20 protein-coding genes are annotated in these 21,785 nt (G+C 49.4%); 11 read left to right on the forward strand and 9 right to left on the reverse strand.

Going from position 1 to position 21,785, the window contains the following annotated elements:
* The first annotated feature begins 1 nt into the window (after position 1).
* From P397_RS0116130 to P397_RS0116140, 3 genes are all read left to right on the forward strand, one after another.
* Positions 2 to 1,681, forward strand: coding sequence for a DHA2 family efflux MFS transporter permease subunit (locus P397_RS0116130; protein WP_028107189.1), 1,680 nt, complete (start codon positions 2 to 4; stop codon positions 1,679 to 1,681).
* Between the two features lie 122 nt (positions 1,682 to 1,803).
* A complete protein-coding gene (locus tag P397_RS0116135) occupies positions 1,804 to 2,325 on the forward strand; it encodes a hypothetical protein (RefSeq protein WP_026834224.1) in 522 nt (173 codons plus the stop codon).
* A gap of 105 nt (positions 2,326 to 2,430) precedes the next feature.
* Positions 2,431 to 2,988 carry a nitroreductase family protein gene (locus P397_RS0116140; protein ID WP_026834225.1) on the forward strand — a complete coding sequence of 186 codons (558 nt, stop codon included), beginning with the start codon at positions 2,431 to 2,433 and terminating at the stop codon, positions 2,986 to 2,988.
* A 298-nt stretch (positions 2,989 to 3,286) separates the two neighbouring features.
* Here the strand turns inward: P397_RS0116140 and P397_RS0116145 are convergent, their stop codons facing one another.
* The 3 genes from P397_RS0116145 to P397_RS0116155 are packed head-to-tail and all read right to left on the reverse strand — an operon-like array spanning position 3,287 to position 6,259.
* A complete protein-coding gene (locus tag P397_RS0116145) occupies positions 3,287 to 4,492 on the reverse strand; it encodes a CDP-glycerol--glycerophosphate glycerophosphotransferase (RefSeq protein WP_026834226.1) in 1,206 nt (401 codons plus the stop codon).
* Positions 4,493 to 4,523: 31 nt separating this feature from the next.
* Positions 4,524 to 5,549 (reverse strand): ribitol-5-phosphate dehydrogenase, encoded by a 1,026-nt coding sequence (locus P397_RS0116150; RefSeq protein ID WP_026834227.1) that lies wholly within the window; start codon positions 5,547 to 5,549, stop codon positions 4,524 to 4,526.
* Positions 5,546 to 6,259 carry an IspD/TarI family cytidylyltransferase gene (locus tag P397_RS0116155; protein WP_028107190.1) on the reverse strand — a complete coding sequence of 238 codons (714 nt, stop codon included), beginning with the start codon at positions 6,257 to 6,259 and terminating at the stop codon, positions 5,546 to 5,548. Before P397_RS0116155 ends, P397_RS0116150 begins: the two co-directional genes overlap by 4 nt.
* 307 nt (positions 6,260 to 6,566) lie before the next feature.
* On the opposite strand from P397_RS0116155, the gene P397_RS0116160 reads away from it, so the two are divergent.
* The 3 genes from P397_RS0116160 (at position 6,567) to P397_RS0116170 (ending at position 10,752) form a co-directional block, all read left to right on the forward strand.
* Positions 6,567 to 8,333 (forward strand): CDP-glycerol glycerophosphotransferase family protein, encoded by a 1,767-nt coding sequence (locus P397_RS0116160; protein WP_233550710.1) that lies wholly within the window; start codon positions 6,567 to 6,569, stop codon positions 8,331 to 8,333.
* The gene (locus tag P397_RS0116165) at positions 8,330 to 9,388 is read left to right on the forward strand and encodes an acyltransferase family protein (RefSeq protein WP_028107191.1); all 1,059 of its coding nucleotides are present in this window, start codon (positions 8,330 to 8,332) and stop codon (positions 9,386 to 9,388) included. The genes P397_RS0116160 and P397_RS0116165 overlap by 4 nt, the downstream gene beginning before the upstream one ends.
* Before the next feature lie 167 nt (positions 9,389 to 9,555).
* Positions 9,556 to 10,752 carry an MFS transporter gene (locus tag P397_RS0116170; RefSeq protein WP_026834231.1) on the forward strand — a complete coding sequence of 399 codons (1,197 nt, stop codon included), beginning with the start codon at positions 9,556 to 9,558 and terminating at the stop codon, positions 10,750 to 10,752.
* Positions 10,753 to 10,807: 55 nt separating this feature from the next.
* On the opposite strand, the gene P397_RS0116175 is transcribed toward P397_RS0116170, so the two are convergent.
* The 3 genes from P397_RS0116175 to P397_RS0116185 are packed head-to-tail and all read right to left on the reverse strand — an operon-like array spanning position 10,808 to position 12,508.
* The gene (locus tag P397_RS0116175) at positions 10,808 to 11,341 is read right to left on the reverse strand and encodes a DM13 domain-containing protein (RefSeq protein WP_235184013.1); all 534 of its coding nucleotides are present in this window, start codon (positions 11,339 to 11,341) and stop codon (positions 10,808 to 10,810) included.
* 45 nt (positions 11,342 to 11,386) lie between these two features.
* A complete protein-coding gene (locus P397_RS0116180) occupies positions 11,387 to 11,839 on the reverse strand; it encodes a DUF4385 domain-containing protein (protein WP_028107193.1) in 453 nt (150 codons plus the stop codon).
* Between the two features lie 45 nt (positions 11,840 to 11,884).
* Positions 11,885 to 12,508, reverse strand: coding sequence for a TetR/AcrR family transcriptional regulator (locus P397_RS0116185; RefSeq protein WP_026834234.1), 624 nt, complete (start codon positions 12,506 to 12,508; stop codon positions 11,885 to 11,887).
* A gap of 111 nt (positions 12,509 to 12,619) precedes the next feature.
* Between P397_RS0116185 and kynU the strand changes: the two genes are divergently transcribed.
* The 4 genes from kynU to kynB are packed head-to-tail and all read left to right on the forward strand — an operon-like array spanning position 12,620 to position 16,786.
* Entirely contained in the window at positions 12,620 to 13,897 is a 1,278-nt protein-coding gene (kynU, locus tag P397_RS0116190) for a kynureninase (RefSeq protein ID WP_028107194.1), read from the forward strand.
* A gap of 9 nt (positions 13,898 to 13,906) precedes the next feature.
* The gene (locus P397_RS0116195; protein ID WP_028107195.1) at positions 13,907 to 15,289 is read left to right on the forward strand and encodes an amino acid permease; all 1,383 of its coding nucleotides are present in this window, start codon (positions 13,907 to 13,909) and stop codon (positions 15,287 to 15,289) included.
* Positions 15,290 to 15,309: 20 nt separating this feature from the next.
* Positions 15,310 to 16,149 carry a tryptophan 2,3-dioxygenase gene (kynA, locus tag P397_RS0116200; protein WP_028107196.1) on the forward strand — a complete coding sequence of 280 codons (840 nt, stop codon included), beginning with the start codon at positions 15,310 to 15,312 and terminating at the stop codon, positions 16,147 to 16,149.
* A gap of 13 nt (positions 16,150 to 16,162) precedes the next feature.
* On the forward strand, positions 16,163 to 16,786 hold the full coding sequence (gene kynB / locus P397_RS0116205; protein WP_028107197.1) for an arylformamidase: 624 nt from the start codon (positions 16,163 to 16,165) through the stop codon (positions 16,784 to 16,786).
* A gap of 44 nt (positions 16,787 to 16,830) precedes the next feature.
* On the opposite strand, the gene P397_RS0116210 is transcribed toward kynB, so the two are convergent.
* Complete coding sequence (locus P397_RS0116210) at positions 16,831 to 17,481, reverse strand: cyclase (RefSeq protein WP_028107198.1); 651 nt, start codon at positions 17,479 to 17,481, stop codon at positions 16,831 to 16,833.
* Positions 17,482 to 17,632: 151 nt separating this feature from the next.
* On the opposite strand from P397_RS0116210, the gene P397_RS0116215 reads away from it, so the two are divergent.
* Positions 17,633 to 18,124 carry a hypothetical protein gene (locus tag P397_RS0116215; RefSeq protein ID WP_028107199.1) on the forward strand — a complete coding sequence of 164 codons (492 nt, stop codon included), beginning with the start codon at positions 17,633 to 17,635 and terminating at the stop codon, positions 18,122 to 18,124.
* Between the two features lie 69 nt (positions 18,125 to 18,193).
* Here P397_RS0116215 and cydC read toward each other — a convergent pair whose 3' ends face one another.
* Complete coding sequence (gene cydC, locus P397_RS0116220) at positions 18,194 to 19,912, reverse strand: thiol reductant ABC exporter subunit CydC (RefSeq protein ID WP_028107200.1); 1,719 nt, start codon at positions 19,910 to 19,912, stop codon at positions 18,194 to 18,196.
* Positions 19,909 to 21,639 (reverse strand): thiol reductant ABC exporter subunit CydD, encoded by a 1,731-nt coding sequence (gene cydD / locus P397_RS0116225; RefSeq protein WP_028107201.1) that lies wholly within the window; start codon positions 21,637 to 21,639, stop codon positions 19,909 to 19,911. The genes cydC and cydD overlap by 4 nt, the downstream gene beginning before the upstream one ends.
* Positions 21,640 to 21,785: the final 146 nt, after the last annotated feature.

Genomic DNA, 21,785 nt, shown 5'->3' on the forward strand with positions numbered 1-21,785 from the left:
TATGTCTATGACCTTCCTGTTCGGATACATGGCGTTTATGGTTGTCGTCCTCATCAGTGTCAATCTGATCGCCCGGCGCTCCCGTCCGTCCCGTCTTGCCGGAGCAACCGATGGATCGCTTGAAGTGGCTCTTGAAGAATCGGCGACGTTGCGTCCACCGGTTCAAGAACGGACACCACTCGCGACAGCGGACATCAGCATTCCGAAAGTCTTGACTGTGTTGTTGATCGGGATGTTTATCGCCATCTTGAACCAGACGTTGATCAACGTCGCTTTACCGGTCTTGATCAACGATTTTAACGTCTCGACATCGACGGCACAATGGTTGACGACAGGCTTCATGCTCGTCAACGGTATCTTGATTCCAATCAGCGCGTTTTTAATGCGAAGCTATACGTTTCGTCAATTGTTCCTCGTTTCAATGACGCTGTTCTTTTTTGGCTCCGTCATCTGTTCGATGGCAATGAACTTCCCTGTCATGATGCTTGGACGTGTTGTCCAGGCGGCCGGTGCGGGTATCTTAATGCCGCTTGGCTCCAACGTCTTCATGACCCTCTTTCCGCCGCACAAACGTGGTGCCGCCATGGGGATGCTTGGAATTGCAATGATTCTTGCCCCTGCGGTCGGTCCAACGGTGACAGGTTATGTCATTCAGAACTACGATTGGCACGTTCTGTTTTATGGCATGTCCTTCTTTGGACTAGTGACGCTTTTCCTTGGACTGGCATGGTTTAAGCTTGTTCAACCGTTGTCGAAACCAACATTTGATGCACTCGGTGTCATCTTCAGTACGATCGGCTTCGGGAGTTTGCTGTATGGATTCAGTGAGGCCGGAAATGACGGATGGGACAGTCCCGTCGTCATCAGTACGATTGTAATCGGCATCTTGGGCATTGCAGCCTTTGCGTTGCGTGAACTCTCCATGGATGATCCGATGTTGAATATCCGTGTGCTCAAAGTCCCTGAGTTTTCGTTTACCTTATTCATTAATGTCATCGTTACGATGGCCTTATTTGGCGGAATGTTATTGCTTCCGATTTACTTGCAGAGCATTCGGGGTTTCTCACCCGTCGATTCCGGTCTCTTATTATTACCCGGATCACTGATCATGGGAATCACCGGTCCGATTGCCGGTCGTCTGTTTGACCGCTTCGGCATCCGCCCTCTGGCGATTTTCGGGCTGACCTTGATGACGTACGGGACCTGGGAACTGACTCAACTCGATATGGATACGTCATATCATTCCATCATGGGCATCTATATGCTCCGGTCGTTCGGAATGGCTTTCATCATGATGCCGATCATGACGGCCGGGATGAACGCCTTGCCGATGAAGATGATTCCGCACGGAAATGCGACGCAAAATACGTTGCGTCAAGTGGCCGGTTCAATCGGAACGGCGATCCTCGTCACGGTGATGACACGCCAGACAACAGCCCACCTTGCAGACGATGCCAACCAGTTCACGACACTTGATCCTGCGCTTTCGCAACATATAGGGGATCTTGGTCAACAATTAGGAAGCTCGCAAGCGGCTTCGCTCAGCTGGTTCTCCCAGTTGACGAAACAAGCGACGATCACCGGCATCACAGATGCCTTTTGGGTCGCCACCGTCTTGTCTGCCCTTGCCTTAGTCTTGTCCTTCTTCCTGCACGGGAAAAAAGAACCGAATCTTGATTAATGTTTGACTGCTCCCGTTGACGGCACATCGTCAACGGGTTTTTGAATCGTTCGCCTTTGCACTTCTTTTATAAAATCGCTACACTAAGGTCATTGAGTTCCATATCCAAAAGGAGTTGCTTTATGGTTGCCTTTCTACAGTTCTATGCGTTCATTTTTGCTTGTTGTTTTGCGTGGCAAGTCGGACGCCCTTCGTCTTGGTCCCAAAAAGTCACCCGTGCCTTTTTAACGAGTATCAACAGCTTGTTCATCTTTTTCCGGGCTTCGGTATCGATCTTCCTATTGATTGGACCGCTTCTGCTCGTCTCTTATGTCCTGTTCCCGAACTTGATTCAATTCGCAGGTCCCTTGTCAATCATCATCAGTGTTCTTGTCATCGGTCTCCTTGATCGGCTCGTCAGTTTAGTCGTCCTGCCGATTGCACGGTCATTCTTCCTGAAAAAAAATCGGATGATGCCGCAGTTACTGGAAGCGTCGCTTTACACCCTTTCAATGGCATTGTTGCTCTACCTCAATTTGACGGTTGTTCCTGGTGTTCAGCTTAGCAGTGCGATGGCTCTGTTCTTTGGGTTTACGATTTATTTTGCCCACTATCTGTTCGCCTTGTTCCGAATTCGTCAGCTGAAGAAAAAACTATCTTCTTGATCTAAAAAAGCGCTGAATCGATTCAGCGTTTTTTTAATTAACCATTGACAATGATAATCGTTATCAATTATATTCTAAGAGTACTTACGTCAGGAGATGATCACGATGAACGCACGACAACTGATTTTGGAACGTCGCTCGGTTCGTGCCTATACGGATCAGCCCATTCCAAACGAAATGATTGAAGAAATTTTAGAAGCTGCCATCTATGCCCCGACGCATAAATTACGTGAGCCGTGGCGGTTCGTCCTGGCAAATGAGGATGGACAAGCACGTTACGTCGATCAGCTGATGAATTTGCTCGCTGCACGTGGTCAACTCGATCAGAAAACAGACGAGCAACGGCAACTGATGCGTCAGAAATTTGCAGACGTCCCCGTTTATCTGACTGTTTTATATGAGGTACAGGGAACGGAAGATCAGCAGATGGAAGATTTACTCGCAACGGCCGCGATGATCCAAAACATTCAACTGCTGGCGACTGAACTTGGTTTAGGTTGCTGTTGGAAAAGCGGCAAACATTGGTTTACCGATGGATACGCCGAATTGATCGGAGCAACGGAAACGGAGCGTGTCGCAGGTGTCATTCAACTCGGCTGGCCTGCCGTGATCCCGCCGCTGAAAAAACGGACGGCTGCCCGTGACAAGTTAACGCACTTCTAACCCGGTGCGCATTTTGCGAGCTACCCCTGCTCGCGCCAATCAAGCCCCATTAAAATCGAAGAGTCTACTTTTTCATTCCCTCCCCAAACGGAATCGTAAAAGATAGGCTCTTTTTGTTGTCAGAAAGCGTGCGAGACGGCGTAGGTCGATTTACACTTGTTCCTTTAGAAGTCTTTGTGTATCCGCGATTTTTTCAAACTAAAAAGCAGGCAGGCGGATATTGAAATCCACCTGCCTGCTTTGTGAAAAACCGATTTTAAAATCAGCTTGGTTAGAACTTGTTGAAAGATCGTTTTTGTCAGACGGTCTTCATTTCTTCCTGATAAGCCGCATCCGGAAGCGCACCGGTCAGGATATGATCGACGATACGTTTCGTCGCCTGTCCATCTTGATACGTAAAGAATCGGGCCGCGAAGTCTTCGATTTGTTCCGCTTCGTATTGATTGGTTTTGATCCACGTGATGACATCATCAAACGATGACACGATCGGTCCCGGAACAAAGGATTCATACGGGAAGTAAAAATCACGTTCTTCCTTGTACGCATTCAAATCGTTGACCAAAAAGATGATCGGTTTTTTCAGCAAGGCAAATTCAAAAATGACGGAAGAATAATCGGTCACCAAGATATCTGCAATCTGCATCAAGTCGTTGATATCCGGATAATCCGTCATATCGATGATTTGATCAGCAAATTCTGCCGGAACGACAGGACGATTCAAGACAAACGGATGCATCCGTAACAAAAGAATATGATCAGGTCCGAGCTGGTCCCGGAATTGCTGGAAATTCAGTTCTTGATCATAATGAGCGGTCGTCTGTCCGTTACCGCGGAACGTCGGTGCCAGCAAAATGAGTTTTTTTGCGCGCCATTCCGGATATTGTGCATACAGCTTGCTCTCAACCTGAAGTTGCCGTTTTTGATTCAACAGCTGATCCGTCCGCGGAACACCGAGTGGATGAATCCGGCTCGAATCCATTCCAAAGGCTTCGGCAAACGGTGCGATACACGCTTCGCCGGACACGTAGACCTTTGCGTAGTTGCGGTGAATCGCCACCATCTTCAAGTAATCATCGTCCGGTGAATACGACTTATCGAGCACACTGTAGCCGAATTTCTTGAAGGCGCCACACGCATGCCACAATTGAACGACTTCGGTTCCTGGACGCAACCGCGAGACGTAGACCGGATAATAGTAGTCATCAATGATGAAATAACGTGCTGTCGCCAGCTCATAAGTCGCCCGCATCATATGAAAAACATATTTGATCTGACCGAATACATTTTGCGGGAACCGTTTTAATAAAAAGACATACTGAAAACCGAGTTCCCGGCTTTCCAGTTCGTCATAGACGGCGCGGAAGTTATCGACGAGCTTGTCGGAACGATACGTCGCGAAAACCACTTTTTTGTGTTGGAGTGGAAAAAATTTCGACACCCAATACGTTAACAAAAGTAGATAATGAACCGTCCGTCGTTGAATCAAACGTAATTTCTGTTTCATAAAGCGATCCCTTCTCTTTCCGGTCTCATCCTCACATACACCATTCCATGACAGTTTTCCCGAAACGGTTCGTCAAATCACTCTCAAACGCTTGATGGATATCTTCGATTTGTCGAATTTGGAAAACACCCGAGACCAAATTCGAGAGGTATGCCGGAATATCCGGATACAGTTGATACAGTTCCATCGTCCGGGCAAAATCAGCCGGTGTACTGCGGCTTGATCCATACACACGCAATCCTTTTTCAAGAATCATCCGTGTGTTGACCGCAACGGGTTCTTCCGAGACACCAAGCAAGGCCATCGTGCCTTCCGGGATGATGTAGTCGATCATCTGATTGATCGCATATTGACTGCCGATTCCCCCGACACATTCAAATCCATGATTAAAGGACACGCCTTCCGGAATTTGATCGATGTGGTACGTCTCGTCCGCAAACGAGAAATAATCCAGTTTCGATTGGGTTTTTCCGAACACAAGTAATTTTGCTTCCGGATACAGTTTCCGCAACATCAAGGCGGTAATGAATCCAAGATTCCCGTCGCCCCAGACGCCGAATGTTTCCCGGCGGCTGTGTGCAATCTGGTCGAAACGCGTCATCGCATGCACAGAGACGCTGACAAGTTCTGTGAATGCCGCGACTTCAGGATCCAAGTCAGCCGGAACGACGACGAGCCGGTCCGGTTTAATGAAGACATAATCCTGCATATACCCGTCGTATCCGCTCGAACGGAAACGGCTGGTCCGCAAATAATTTTCACCGATGATCTCATCCGTTTCCGATGGCGTGTTCGGTACCATCGCCACTAACGTACCGATCGGGAATGTTCCCGATGGATCATGGACTACTTTCCCGATCCCTTCATGAATCATCGCCATCGGCAGCTTTTTCGCCAACACTTCCGCACTGCGGCTTCCTGTGAAGTATCGCTGATCGGCATGGCAAATGGACAAGTAAGTCGGACGGACGACAACCCGGTCTGAATTGAGTGACCGTTCGTCATACGTCACCTCGATTTGGCGTGGCGCCACGAGTTGATAGACTTGGTTAATCATTGGTGAATCCGCTCCTTCAGAATTGCATTGGCGATCCGCAAGTCATACGGGGTTGTGACTTTGATGTTAAACAGTTCACCCGTCACGAGCGCAACATCTTCGCCTTTTAGCAACAAAATTTTACAAGCATCCGTTAAGATGGCACGTTCTTCTGCTGACAACGCTTCGTAATGATTTTTGAGTTTCGTGATTTGGAAACTTTGTGGTGTCTGTCCTTGGTACATCTGATCACGAACCGGAATCTCGGAGATGGTTTTCCCGTCCGTTGAAGCAACGATCGTATCGATGGCCGAGATGACGGTATCGCAAGCCCCGTATTCCAAAGCAGTCGAAATATTTTCTTTGATGATACGGTGTGTCAAGAAAGGACGGACCGCATCATGCGTGACGATGATGTCTTCATCCGACAATCCATTTTTATCCTCAATCCAATTGATGGCAGCCATGATGGATTCGTTTCGATCGTTCCCGCCTGCCGTAATGACGATGCGTTGGTCTTTGCCGATATACTTCTCTAAGATATCGCGGGTATAGTTGATCCACGCTGTCGGGGTCACAATGATGATCTGATCAAAATCTTCATGTAGTAAAAATTTTTCGACGGTATGGACGAGAATCGGACGTTCTCCAATCGAGAGGAATTGTTTCGGACGATCCACGTTCCCCATTCTTGTGCCTTTTCCACCTGCTAAAATTGCTGCATAAATCATCTTGTAACGCAAAGGACTCATCCCTAAACGACGGCGCTGTCATGAGTTCCCCTGCTTCCCTCCCTTGTCAAAAAGAATTTTTTGTTTCCACTTGCCAGCGATGTGGGTATGTCTTCAAATATGGTCTTTTTTTTCGACGATTTTGTTCACCGAACCAAAAAAAATAGACAAAGTTCTATTTTTTTTGGTTCATCACGATATAATGATGGGTGATTTCTAATATCACTATACTATGTTCATGTTGATTTTAAAAATCTGTCATTATTGTGTAAATGCATTGTAACCATTTAAGCGAGGAGAGATTGTTTTGACAGAAGAAACACAGATGCCGATTTTACAGGCACAGGTTGATTATCTAGAGCTAGCCGGAACGAAATTCCGCTTTGAAGCACGTCTTTTTGGATTAACTGATTTTCTTCAAGCCGAGCAGTTACTTTTTGAAAATCCAGCGACTCCCGAACTGACAGAAGACACACAGCCGGAGGATGGATACATCCAGTCCGAAGCCGCAGAGGAGCCGATTCCGCTCGAGCGGGCTGTCATTTTCCGCAACAAACGAAACAAACGGACGTTTATCCTCCGTTTCCCGTTTGAAGGAGATTGGACAGAAGAAACATTCCGTGGTGAACTTGACCTCAATCACATTACTCCGACCGGTCGTCCGTTGCCAATGGGTTATTTTGATGCCTTTTTTGCCATTGTCCAAGGCAAATCGATCTTACATGAAGCACCATTTGGTGATACACGCGCCTTGATTCCGGTCATCTACCGCGTGGACACAAAACATAGCAACGCTCTGCTCAAACTGGAGTATGAACTGGTCGTCCAGTATTCGGAATACAGTAATACTTTAGGTTTCCATTCCCTTAAGCAAGGGGAGACGAAACGTTTTGTCCGATTGATTGAAAAATACAACAAGTCGAAAAAAAATTGGCGGAAACGGGCTTTTAAATTCCGTCGGTTTACCTTCAAGACGATTTACAATGTGACGAAATGGACGCAACCAATCCAAGACAATAAAGTTATTTTTGCTTCTGATTCAAGAAGTGATGTCAGCGGGAACTTCGCCTACATCTTGAACGAGATCGAACGACGTGACTTGAACCTCGATGTCAAAACGTTTTTCAAACCGAACCTTCAATCGAGACGTGATTGGCGTGATAAATTTACGTTACCATATCATCTCGCGACGGCGAAGACGATCTTAGTGGATGATTTTTATCCGATGATCTATCCGCTTAATATCCGCAAAGGCAGTGATCTGGTCCAAGTCTGGCATGCCGTCGGCGCCTTTAAGACATTCGGCTACAGCCGTCTCGGAAAACCGGGTGGTCCAAGTGCCAACTCACTCAGTCACCGGAACTACACGAAAGCCATCGTCAGCTCGCATCATGTCGCCCGTCATTACGCTGAAGGGTTTGGGCTGCGGGAAGACCAAGTCATCGCAACCGGTATTCCGCGAACGGACATGTTCTTTGATCAAGATTACATCGCAGCTGCCAAGGAGCGGATTTATGAAGAATATCCGATCTTTAAAACAAAAAAAGTCATTATGTTTGCACCGACATTCCGTGGAAACGGCGCAAAGAGCGCACACTACGATTTCAGCCAACTGGACTTGGATGCGCTTTATGAAGCCTTCCACGAGGACTATGTCTTCGTCTTGAAGATGCACCCGTTCGTCCGTCGACGCCTCGAGATTCCTGAAGTCTACGCCGACTTTTTCCTTGATTTGACCGATCACCGGGAAATCAACGAGTTGCTGTTCGTTTCTGATATTCTGATCACGGACTATTCGTCCACTTGTTTTGAATTCTCACTGCTCGACCGCCCGATGTTGTTCTTCGCGTACGACTTGGAAGACTACATCTCAAAACGAGACTTCTATTATGACTTCGAAGAATTTGTTCCGGGTCCAATCGTTCGAACATCCGAAGAATTGATTGAACGGATTAAAAACGAAGACTTCGAGATGCAAAACGTCAAAGCATTTGCCGAATACTTCTTTGAACATCAGGACGGGAAGTCAAGCGAGCGCTTCGTCGACCAAATCATTCTTGGAGAAAACAAATGAATCCAACACCAAAACCAGTGACCGCTTCTTATGATCATTGGCTCGGGAACTATAAAGTCTTACTAATTTTCATGGTCGTTTTTGGTCATCTGATCGAGACGTTCCGTAATCTGGATGGAAATGATTCCGTTCAAGTCGTCTACAACATCATCTATCTGTTGCATATGCCGGCTTTCATCTTCATGAGCGGTTACTTCTTTAAAGAAGTGCGGCCGAAACGGATCATTTCGTTTGTTGTCCTCTATCTCATCTGGCAATCGATTCATGAAGTGTATCTCGCTTATGTCAATGATAAGGGGTTCGACGGTCTCATTGACGGATTGCTTCATCCGCTCGTCCCGAGCTGGACGCTGTGGTATCTGCTCGGAATCATCATCTGGCAAATCGTGACGCCCGGTTTCCTGGCATTACGTTATCCGTTGTTGATCAGTGTGGCGTTCGCCTTACTCATCAATGCCAATCCGGGGTCGATCACGAACTTCCTGTCACTCCAAAAAGTCGTCAGTTTTTACCCGTTTTTCTTGATGGGTTACCTTGTCAAAACACAGGGATGGCTTGCAACGGGTCTGATCCGGGAACGCTTGACGTCACCGATCGGTCGATTGACCGGACTGATTGTCTCCGTTTCGATTGCCGTCGCGATGGCCGTGTGGACGAAAAATGGTTTTGATACCGTCTGGCTGTTTTACCGCGATACGTACGGTGAGTTTGACGTGCCGCTTGTAAAAGGGGCATTGATCCAACTCTTTTTGTACGCGGTCAGTACCGTGATGATCTTTTCCGTCCTGATGCTCGTGCCACATCGGTCATTCGGGGAACGATTTGATCAGATCGGAATTCAGACCTTGGCGATTTACTTGTTACACTCGTTCATCGTCCGCCTGTTCCGGGATTCTGTTCCGCCATGGATCGTCGAGTCGCCCCTGCTGTTAATCGGCTTATCTTTCTTGCTCGCCCTGTTCTTCGTCTGGATTTTATCGAGTCGTCCGGTTGTTCGACTGTTTCGACCGTTATTATCACCAAACGTCAACTGGCTGTTCAAGAAAACATCGTAAACTTTTCTTCCCAAAAAGCACCTGATACCAGGACCAGATCTCGCTTCTTGAGATTTGGTTCTTTTTTGAGGGGGCGATAAAATTGACAGGATCTTTCCCTTGAAACTAAGATAGTAGAGGTTGCCACAATAAACGCTTACACAAGCGTGCAGAAAGAAGGGATCCCCTTGCAAGCGGATCAACGTAAAAAATTAACGGTCCTGATGATCAATATGTTCATCGCCGTCGGGAGCTTCGGGATCATCATTCCGATTCTGCCCGCTTATCTAGCCTCAATCGGTCAAGGCGGTACCGCCGCCGGTTTGATGATCGCCATCTTTGCCGGAGCACAGCTCGTCATGTCACCGGTTGCCGGAAAATGGGCTGACCAGTACGGTCGCCGCAAGATGATCATTTACGGTTTGATCGGATTGACCTTATCGATGTTCGTCTTTTATTTTTCAAATTCCGTCACCATCCTCTACATCTCACGGGCGATTGGCGGTGTTGGTGCAGCACTGTTGATTCCGGCGATTTTTGCTTATGTCGCGGATATCACGACGATGGATCAGCGGGCAAAAGGAAACAGTTACGTGTCTGCTGCCATGTCGCTCGGAATCGTCATCGGTCCCGGGATCGGCGGCTTCCTCGCCGAGTTTGATCTGAAGCTGCCGTTACTTGTTTCGGCACTCGTCTCGCTTCTGGCCGTCTTATTCAGTGTCATCCTTCTTCAAGAAAGTGACGTTCATGACGCGACGGCGATGGCACCCGACGAAGGGTCGATGTGGAGCAAGCTCGGCGCGTCGTTCCATAAACCGTACTTCGTCCCGCTCGTCATCACACTGGTCATGAGTTTTGGTTTGATGGCATATGAGTCCGTTCTTGGTCTGTTCGTCGACAATCAATTTGGCGCCTCTCCAAAAGACATCGCCATCATGGTGACGTCGACCGGAATCATCAGTGTCATCGCTCAGATTTTCGTCGTCGATAAACTGTCCCGCAGTCTCGGCGAAGGTAAAGTCTTGAACATCTTCCTGTTGATTGCGACGCTTGGCTTCTTGTTGTCACTCCTGACAGCAAGTTACGGCGGCTTCTTCGCCGTCACACTCGTCATCTTCCTTGCGACGTCGATCCTGCGTCCTGTTTTGAACACGATGATTTCAAAACTCGCCGGAAACGAACAAGGATTTGCGATGGGGATGAACAACGCCTACATGAGCATCGGAAACGTCCTCGGTCCGACACTGGCCGGACTGTTATATGATGTCAACATTCTTTATCCGTTCATGCTCGGACTTGTCTTCTTGGCTGTGACTTTGATTGGTTCTGTCATCTGGCAACGCCGCCAATCCCGGCTGATCAAAAAAATCGAACAAACGTCTTAATACCAGACAAAAAGCAACTTGCTTCCAGTAGCACATACGGAAGCAAGTTGCTTTTTTATTTACCTGTTGCTTTTAAATCCCCCGTGCCAAAATCAGCATCAAAGGCGCGACACCAGATGACGACACGACTGTATTTCATCAAATCGACGTTTTTCGGGAGGACGTAGTTTTGGTCTCCCTGATTCCCTTTTAGCGCTCCGAGCCGGATCCCGTCTGCTGTCTCCTTACCTGGCTCGACCAAGTAAACAAACAAGTCCGGTCCGTTCGTCGTTTGAAAATCTTCGAACCGTAGATACACCGCATCGTCTGCCGGTACCGTTTTAATGTTTCCGGACGTTTGATAATTTTTTTCACCGTCCACGAACGTTCCGGAGAAGTCAGCCGGTGCTTCTTCGGGAGCCGGTGTTGTAGGTTCCGACTGGTCCGTCTCGGATGCTGGTGTCTCCTCTTCTTGTTTTACCGTCGAAGAACTCGGCGGCAACTCTTCGTCCACGGCTTGATTCAAGAACAATGGCGACACGAGCCACCAACTCAACGCCAATACACAGACAACCACGATTGCCAATATGATTTTTGATCCGTTTCGCACCGTCTTCACTCCATTCCTTCACTTGAAGAATCCCTGACCGTTCGTTTAGCCGTATTGTTTCTGATGGGCTTTTTTTAACGCTAAATATTCTTCATCCGCCCGAATCAAATCCCACTTTTCTTGAAAAATCTCAGCTGACTTTGCTTTTTCGGGATCAATTTTCCGCTCGTTTAATTCACCGGTCGCTTTGTTTTTATATTTGCGTCCGCCTTTGTAATTCGTGTACCGGCGCGCCCGTGTGTGTCCCATCTGAATGAACTTCCGCGCCATGTCCATTCCGACGAAGTCTCCGGCCGCTTTATAATCGAGATACATCTGATAGATTTTTTCAGAAGATTCCTTCGCAATCTCCGGCGTCTTGAATCGCCAGTGCGGCAAAATTTCTCCTTTATAGGGTTCAACGAGCAGGACACCCTGCTCCCCCCGTCCGACCCGATACTTGTCCGGTTCTTTCCGAAAATCCGTCGTCTCAAAATCCAAATCGTAATCAAATGCCATGCGCATCGCTCCCTTTCCCTAAAGGATTCCCGGGAACAGCCCGCTTTAATCGTGTGGATACAGTCCGGTCGTATAAACAGCCGTCAAGGTTTTCGCAATCTCGTCAATCGTCGCTGTCGTCTCTTCCCGGATGACTTCAAACAGATACATTTCGTTCGCAAAAAACCACCCGCGGGCAACGAGTGTCGGATTGAGGTCCGAACGGGCGAGTCCTGTCGCTTGCGCATAACGAATGTCCCGACTGATCCGTTCAATGAAGCGTTCGCGGATTTGTTTCCACTTGGTCCGGATCGCATACGATACGCCGATTGCCTGTTCGACGATCCGGAGCAGCTCGCGTTCTTGTTCGGCAAGCTGTAAGAAAGCCGTCGCCTGCTGTTCGATTTGCTCCCGTGCTTCCTCGGCGGTTCGGGGCTCAAACGGCTGTTCTGCGACCTGATGGAACTGATCCATCACGGTTTCAATCAAAACGATCAGCAGTTCATCCTTCCCTTCAAAGTGAACGTAGGCCGTTCCGTAGCCTACTCCGGCCCGCTTAATGATTTGTGAAATCGTCGTCGTTTGAAAGTCGTTTTCAAGAAAAACTTCCCGGGCTGCCACCAACAGTTTTTCCCGCGTCCGGATCGTCCGAAGATGCCGTTTATCGATTTTCATGTCGTCTGAGTTCATGATTTTCCCCACCTCTCCTGCTTCTCTATCCGATAATATTGACACAATGTCAATTTGTTTGCTACGCTTTTGTCAAAATTGATTACTGATTCATTTTAAGGAGGAACGGACATGCCATTGACCGCTAAGCGTGAAGAAGCAATCGAACGAGACGAACAGGATCGACTGGCCCCTTACCGGAACGAATTTTATCTGCAGGAGGGCTCGATTTACATGGACGGCAATTCACTTGGATTGTTGTCAAAACGTGCGGAAGCGACGTTGCTGGAATCGCTCGCCGATTGGCGGGAACTTGGGATTGACGGTTGGATGAAAGGACGCCATCCGTGGTTTGAACTGTCGGAAAAACTGGCTGCCTTAAACGCACCGCTCGTCGGTGGAAGCGCGGATGAAGTCATGGTGACCGGTTCGACGACGGTCAATCTGCATCAACTCGTGGCAACGTTTTTTGCCCCGTCCGGACAACGGACAAAGATTTTAGCCGACAGCTTAACATTCCCGTCTGATATTTATGCGCTCCAAAGCCAGTTGCGGTTGCGCGGACTCGATCCGGCAGAACATCTCGTCCAAGCCGAGAGTCGTGACGGACGATTTCTCGATGAAGCGGATATCATTGCCGCGATGACGGAAGAGATTGCGTTGATCGTCTTACCGACCGTCCTGTACCGGAGTGGTCAGATTTTAGATATGGAACGTTTGACACGGGAAGCCCATGCCCGCGGTATCTTGATCGGCTTTGACGGCTGTCATTCCGTCGGTGCGATTCCGCATGCCTTTCATGACTGGGGCGTCGACTTTGCCTACTGGTGCAACTACAAACATTTAAACGGCGGTCCGGGAACGGTCGGCGGACTCTTTGTCCATGAACGCCATTTCGGCACGTTGCCGGGTCTGACCGGCTGGTTCGGCTCCCGTAAAGATAAACAGTTTGATATGGATCATACGATGACTCCCGCCGAAAACGCCGGTGCCTTCCAGATCGGAACGCCGCACGTCTTGAGCCTTGCCCCGCAAATCGGTGCACTCGAGCTGTTTGCAGAAGTCGGGATTGAAGCGGTCCGGACAAAGTCACTCGCACTGACGGACTACATGATGACGCTCGTCGATCAGGAATTGACGCCGTATGGCTTTGTGATCGGGAATCCGCGTGACGACAAACGGCGTGGTGCTCACTTGAGTCTCGAACATCCGGAAGCGGCACGGATCTGTAAAGCATTGAAGGCACATCACGTCATTCCTGATTTCCGGGCACCGAATATTGTCCGCCTGGCCCCTGTTGCCTTGTATAATAAGTTTGAAGATGTCTATGAGGTCGTCTCAATTTTGAAAACGATCATGGATGAAAAACAATATGAACAATTTAAGAACGAACGCGAAGTCGTCGCGTAAGGAGGAATTATGAAAGAACACCCTACTGAACTACGGCGTGATTTAAAAACACGCCAACTGACGATGATTGCGATGGGTTGTGCGATTGGAACAGGACTCTTTCTCGGAAGCGGTCTCGCCATCAGTCTCGCCGGACCAAGCGTCCTCGTCAGTTATGCGATCGGCGCCTTCATCGTCCTGCTGTTGATGGGTTGCCTCGCAGAAATGACCGTCGCCCACCCGACCTCCGGCTCATTCGGAACGATTGCCGAACAATACATCAGTCCGTATGCCGGATTTCTTGTCCGCTACTCCTACTGGGTGGCAAACGTCCTGGCGATCGGCGTTGAAGTCAGTGCGATCGCCATCTATATGAAATATTGGTTCCCGGATGTTCCCGGGTACGTCTGGATTTTAGTCTTTGCGGTAGCCTTGATTTATATCAACGCCACGACCGTCAATACGTTTGCGACGTTTGAATACTGGTTCTCCGTCATTAAGATCAGTGCGATTTTAATGTTCATGATTCTCGGTGCCTATCTGGTCTTCGGCAGCAACTCACCGGACATCGGACCACAAAACTTCACGAACGACGGCGGATTCCTGCCGTTTGGTTTTTCCGGTCTCTGGATTGCCGTCTTCATCTCGTTGTTTAGTTTTCTCGGAACGGAACTGATTGCCGTCACGGCCGGCGAAGCGAAAGATCCGGACGTCGCGGTCCCAAAAGCGCTGAAGGCCACCGTCTTCCGCTTATCGACGTTTTATGTCATCACGATTGCCTTGATGCTGATGATCGTGCCGTGGCAACAGGCGGGCGGCGTTGATCAAAGCCCGTTCGTCAAAGTGATGGAGATGTTATCGATTCCCGGAGCTGCCGGCATCATGAACTTCATCATCCTGACGGCTGCCTTGTCCGCGATGAACAGTCAGTTGTATGCGTCGACACGCATGATGTACTCGTTGTCGAAAGCAACGTACGCACCGCGGATTTTCAGCCGCTTGAATACGAAAGGTGTTCCCTTGTTTGCGCTTGCCGTCTCGACACTGGGGATTTTCCTCGCCGCTGTCATCAGTAGCCAGTCGAGCGTGTCTTATCCGTTCATGATGGGGATTTCGATGTTCGGAGCAATCTTCACCTGGTTCATGATTTTCATCTCCCACCTCTATTTCCGGAAAGCCTGGGAACGGGATGGTGGGCGGAAACTGCCGGTCCGCATGATGGGCTATCCGTACTTGACGGCACTCGGGGCCATCCTGCTGTTTGCCCTCGTCATCACGACCTGGTTCACGGATTTCCAAATCGTCTTGAAATTCGGAGTTCCATGGTTACTGTTCTTGACGATTGCCTATGTTTTTTGGAAACGCAACAATCCGCCGCAAGCGGATCAAACGAACCGTTCACAATCACTTTGATGTAAAGGGGATCGATTGGAATGAAACAGACGGATGCGACACAAATTGAAGAAACGATTCAAACCGACTTCAAAAAAGATATGTCTTACGGGGATTATTTACAGCTCGACTCACTTTTGATGAGCCAGCAACGCTTATCGGACCACCATGATGAGATGCTGTTCATCGTCATCCATCAGACAAGCGAGCTGTGGATGAAGTTGATTTTGCATGAGATGACGGCCGCCACTAAAGCGATTGCCGACGATCAGCTCGAGCGGTCGTTTAAGATGCTCGCCCGAATCTCGAAAATTCAACAACAACTGATTCAATCATGGAGTGTCCTGTCGACGCTGACACCGGCTGAGTATCTGGAGTTCCGTGATTCGCTTGGACATTCGTCGGGATTCCAGTCGTACCAAAACCGGCAAATCGAGTTTGCCCTCGGCTTTAAGAATGCACAGATGCTTCGGGTCTATGAGCATGAAACGGCGCTGTTCGCTCAATTGACGGCAGACTTGAAGACACCAAGCATCTATGACGAGACCGTGCGGGCGATGAAACGACGCGGCTTGCCGATTGATGCGGCGATCCTCAACCGGGATGTCACGCAAGACTGGGAAGCCGACGCGAGTGTTGAAGCGGCCTGGGCCATCGTCTATCAAGACGTCGAACAGTACTGGGATTTATATGAACTTGGTGAAAAGTTACTCGATATCGGCAGTCAGCAACAAATGTGGCGCTTTAACCACATGAGCACCGTCGAACGGATCATCGGTCAAAAACCGGGCACAGGCGGTTCATCCGGTGTCAGTTACCTGCGCCGGGTGCTCGACCACCGGTTCTTCCCGGAACTCTGGTCGGTCCGGACAAAACTTTGAGGAGGAATGTGAAATGAACCGTTGGATTGATGTCTCACAACCGTTAACCTCGTCGATTACGACATGGCCGGGCGATACGAAGTTCAATTACACGATCAATTGGAGTAAAGCCGACACCGGTTCCGTCAACGTCGGTCAAGTCACGATGAGTCTGCATACCGGCACCCACATCGACGCACCGTTTCACTTTGACGATTCCGGTCAAAAAGTGATTGATCTTGATCCGGACCTCTATATCGGCCATGCCCGCGTCATCTATCTGCCCGGTCGAACAGAGATTATCGCAAGTGACCTTGATGCGTTTGATTTAACCGATGTCCGCCGACTGATCATCAAAACGGACGGCTGGGTCGATAAGTCGATTTTCCCGGAAACGATTCCGGTCCTGACACCGAGTCTTGCCGAACGTCTCGGAGCACTCGGCATCGAATTGATTGGACTTGATTTGCCGTCTGTTGACGCGATCGACAGTAAAGAGATGAGTGCCCACCATGCCCTCGCAGCACACGGTGTCCACATCCTGGAGGGGCTCGTGCTCGATGCGATCACACCGGGTGACTATCATCTAAACGCCGTTCCGCTTCCGCTCGTCGACGGTGACGGCAGTCCTGTCCGTGCGTTGATGCGACCGTATTAAAAAAACCGACAGAATTCTCTTCCAAGAGCTTTCTGTCGGTTTTTTCAGTTTTCCTTAACCGATACGGGGAATAAAACTTCTTCCGTCCGTTGCATCATCTGTCCGAGTACTTGAAGGGACGGACCGACCTCAAAATCGAGATCAAGGGAATGATTGGCCCCCTTGATTTTTTCTAGTACGAGGTTCGAGCTGCGACAACGTTCAAATGCTTCCGGACTGTACTGATGATCCTGATCCCCGATGACCAGTAACCCGGGCTGCCGGCTGTTCGCAATCGCTTCGACGATTGCCGGATCTTTTAACAAGGGTGTCAGCAAAACGATTGTCGCATCCGGAAAAAGTCCCCGCCGGATCAAGGAAACCAGAGGTACTGTTCCAAGTGATTTGGCAATGAAGTGAATCGTTTTATATGTACGTGGCCGTAACACCTCATCGATGACCGCTTCAATCCGCCGACTCATCTCCGCATCTCCCTGCTCGTCCGGCAAACTGAACAGGTCGTCCGAGACATACTGAATCTCGATCACGTTGACTCCCCGCTTTAGTAACATCATCCGACTGAAGTAAAAGTACGGATGGTCATAGGCATAGCCTGCGCCGGACAACATAAAACAGACCTCGTTCGAATCGGAATAATAATGATTATAGGCAATCGCTTGATCCCCCACTTGTGTCTGACAGCGGCGAATTTCCATTGGTGCTCCCCCTTTAAATTTTTCCTTACTTTACCATCAGATACTTAAATCGTCCATTAAAATCCCATTTCCCTATCGTCCTAGCTTTTGCCCTTGTCCGGTCAGGCAATCGAGTACACTAAAACTACTACATCTTTTCCAGGAGGTTCTCATGCCGATTCGCTATTTTTCACGCCTCTCGATTGGTTTACTGTTGCTTGCAGCCGGTTGCTTTTGTTTTGGTTATGTCATGACACCCTATCCGCATCAATCGTCCGGCAATGGCAATCCCGCTCTCCTGTTGATTCCGCTTCTCCTGGTACTGGCTATATTTACTACAATTACGATGGCACGTCTGTTCCTGCACCTTGCGTTTCGTCCGATTTGGCTGATGTTTATGACGCTGCTAAGCGGACTGTACCTCATCGGCGGTTCGTTGTATCAAATCATCCGGTACCAAGCTTATCAAGAAGAGCTGATCCGGATCGTCGTAGAGAACACGGATGATTTTGAGTATGCCGAGTCCCTCACCGACGCATTTAGTATCTTCATGAATGCTCAAGTGTTTAATCTCAATACTTTTTTCTTGTATGTTTGTCTGATTGTCATCTTAAGCAGCCTGACTGTTGGATCAAAGCGTCTGTTATCAAAACTCCGTTTTTAAATAGCCAGCTATGATTCCACAAAAAAAGCCACATCCCACGCTGACAAAGCGAAGGATGTGGCTTTTGGTTCAGCGGACCAGTTGATCCGGTGTAAAGACTGACTGTTCAACTTGTTTTAAAGCATAAAAAGCACCTTGTCGTGCCATCAAATCGGCATACGTGCCAACTTCGACGACTTGACCTTGCTCCATGACAACGATTTGGTCCATCTCCTCGAGTCCTGCGAGACGGTGACTGACCAGCAACAACGTTGCATCCGCCGCACGTGCGAACAAGTGCTGTAAGATGGTCTGTTCCGTCAAGGCATCGACCGATGAGGTCGGTTCGTCGAGCAGGTAGAGCGGAGCTTGTCGTAAGAAAATCCGGGCAATCGCCAGCCGTTGTTTTTCACCGCCGGACAGGTTTTCCCCTTTTTCGAGCACCCGGTCGTCTAGAGCGAGCAACGAAAGACCCACTTGATTCAGTGCTTCAATCATCTGATCATCCGTTGCCTCGCTACTGGCCAGCTTCAAATTGTCGCGGATCGTTCCATAAAAGAAATGGTTTTGTTGCAAGACGACATTCGACTGTCGCCATACTGCTTCCGGATCAATCTCTTGACCTGGCGTTCCTTCAATCCGGATCCCGTCTGCCGGATACATGCGCAACAACAGTTGCAGTAAGGTCGATTTCCCAGAGCCGCTCGCTCCGACGACTGCTGTTTTGCTGCCGGCAGGAAACGTCACGCTGACGTCTCGTAAGACCGGACGTTCCTGATCGGGAAACGCAAACGTGACCTGTTCGGCCCGGAGTTCCGGTGCCCGCGTCAGCTCAAACGGACGATAGTTCGGTTCAACCGTCGCTTCGACCACATCATCGAGCCGTCGCGCCGCGTGGCGGCTGTCTTCAAAGAAGCCCGGCAAAATCGCCATTGGGGCTGCATTTTCAAACACCGTCAACGAGGTCATGACGAGTAAGGCCAGGAAAACACCTTCGAGCTGACCGTCAGCGACCAGATAAGCACCAAGACCAAGGACAATCCAGGAAATGATCAAGGTGGCAAGTGTGTTCCATGCAAGATTCGAGACGGCGTGCAGACCGTTACGTTTTTCTTCCGCGACGTATCGCGCTGCGACAGCATTCAGTTCTGCTTCCTTGTTTCCGAGTTGTTGGTAAATCTTTAAGTCCCGGTATCCTTGGAAGAGTTCCGTCACTTCCGTCGACAGTTCCCCGCGCCGTGCCCGAACGGACCGCGCAAAGCGTTGTTCCCGGTAGGCAAACCAGCCGGGAATGATGAATCCCGTCAACAGAAGACCGATCACGAGGACAAGCGCAACACTGAGCGAAAAGAAGCTGACGAAAAAGATCGTACAAAGAAAAACGAGCACTAAGATGATCGGTGGATAAACAACACGTAGAAACGTATTTTGCAGACTTTCGACATCTCCGACGATTCGTGCGAGCAAGTCGCCGCTCCGGTACTTGGCAAAGATGCCTGGTGCGAGCGGTTCAAGTCGTTTATAAAACGTCGTTCGTAAATCACTGAGAATCGTAAACGTCGCCCGGTGCGAATAATAGCGTTCGGCGTAACGACTCGCCGCCCGCGTCAAGCTGGACAGTTTCTGTAAGGCAATCAAGACAGCCAGTGTCTGGATCGGTGGCAACAGTGCTGCTTTCGAGATTAAAAATCCACTTGCCGCAAACAACCCGACCGCTGTGACTCCAGCCAGAACACCGAAGAAAATCGAGAAGACGATGTCTCGTTTTTGGTGCAACATCAAGCGAAAAATTCCCATCAACTCTTTCATCGTGTCTCCTCCCCTCGTTGAACGGCACGCATCATCGCATACTCCGATTCACGTCCCATCAACTCTTCATGTGTCCCTCGGTCGACAATCCGTCCTGCTTCCAGAATGACGATTTGATCCGATTGTTCAATCGTATGCAACCGATGGGCGACCGTGATGACGGTCGCTTCACGTCCTAAAACCGTGATTGCTTCCTGCAACAACCGTTCCGTCTTGACGTCAAGACCGGTCGTCGGTTCATCAAACAAGATGATGTTTGGTCGTTTTAAGAACGCACGCGCCAAAGCGACGCGCTGCTTTTCTCCGCCGGATAATCCGCGTCCGCCTTCCCCAATCACCGTATCGAGTCCGTTCGGCAACTGTCCGATCAGTTCCGTCAGACCGGCGTCAGATGCGGCCTGTTCAATCGCTGAACGGGATGCTTCACGCAATTCACCAATCGCGATATTTTCCGCAAGTGTCCCGGCATACAAATACGGATGCTGGGAGATATAGCTCAGTTGGCGGAACCAACTTGCTTCGGTGATCATCTGACGGGGTTGACCGTCAAGTAACAGTTGTCCGTCCTGCGGATCGGCGAGACCCGCGAGCAACTGAAGGACCGTCGATTTACCGGCACCGCTGCGACCGATCAACGCGACCTTCTGATGCGGTTCGATTGCAAGATTCAGTTCGGTCATCGCAAACCGGGCATCGCGGTACGAAAAAGCGACGTCCTTTAATTCGATCTGTGGTGGACGGGCTGCCGGCAGTTCCGTCTGTCCGAAGACGACGCTCCGGTCATCTTCCGTCAGTTCCGCCGCAATCTGTTTCGCAGCCGCGACACTGCCCCGTCCTGTATGGAACGCTGCGCCCATTTCCTTTAACGCCAGATAGTATTCCGGCGCCAATACCAACATCAAAAAGGCCGGGACAAAGGTGATGCTTTGGAACAGAATCAAACGTAAGCTGACTTCAAGCGCAATCATTCCCATACTGAGCATCGAGATGAATTCGAGCATCAATGATGACAAGAAGGCAAGTTTCAGCACCGTCAACGTCGCATCCCGAAAGTCGAGGCTGCTCCGTTCGATGACGTCCTGTTGGGCCTTCGCCCGACCAAATAATTTCAACGTCGTCAGTCCCTGTAACGTATCCAGAAATGTTCCGGAGAAAGCATTCATCTTCTCCAGCTGCGTATCGGCCCGATTTTGGGTCATGATTCCGATGACGATGTAAAACAACGGAATGAACGGGGCTGTAATCATCATGACGAGTCCCGTGACCCAGTCATAGCTGAAGGCTGCGATCAGCACCATCAGCGGGACGATTGACGTCTGGATGACTTTCGGCATGTACTGACTGTAATAACTGTCCATCTCATCGACGGAATCCAGCAAGACACTGACCTTTTTTCCGGATTGTCCTTCGAGCATCGATTCAACGGAGTTTTTCGTATATTTCGCAACAAGTGCCTGGCGTAAGTCCTGTTTGACCCGTGCCGCAAGATTCGTCCCGAGACGTCCGTTCCAGTACGTGACGCCGACACGCAGGACAAGCATCCCGAGCAGGACACCAAGCAACGGAATGACTGCCGCGAACGGATCCCCTTGCAGGAAAATCCGATCGACGATGATGACGATCAAATAGGATTGACCGATGACGGCAACACCCATTAAGACGGCCGCCAGCATCAGTTGTATTAAAATTGAACGTGGAATCGTGATGATTCCTTTAAGTGGATTCATAATCAAACGCCCTTTCACAAAGTGTGAACGACTTTTAGTGAATATTTTCACATATCGTACATTCAGTATACCGAATCCATTCTATTGATGCCACGGGTATGCTGTCGAAAAGGTGTGACGGTTTTGTGAGAGACATTTTACTGGAC

This window comes from Exiguobacterium undae DSM 14481, assembly GCF_000620805.1.
GTDB lineage: Bacteria > Bacillota > Bacilli > Exiguobacteriales > Exiguobacteriaceae > Exiguobacterium_A > Exiguobacterium_A undae.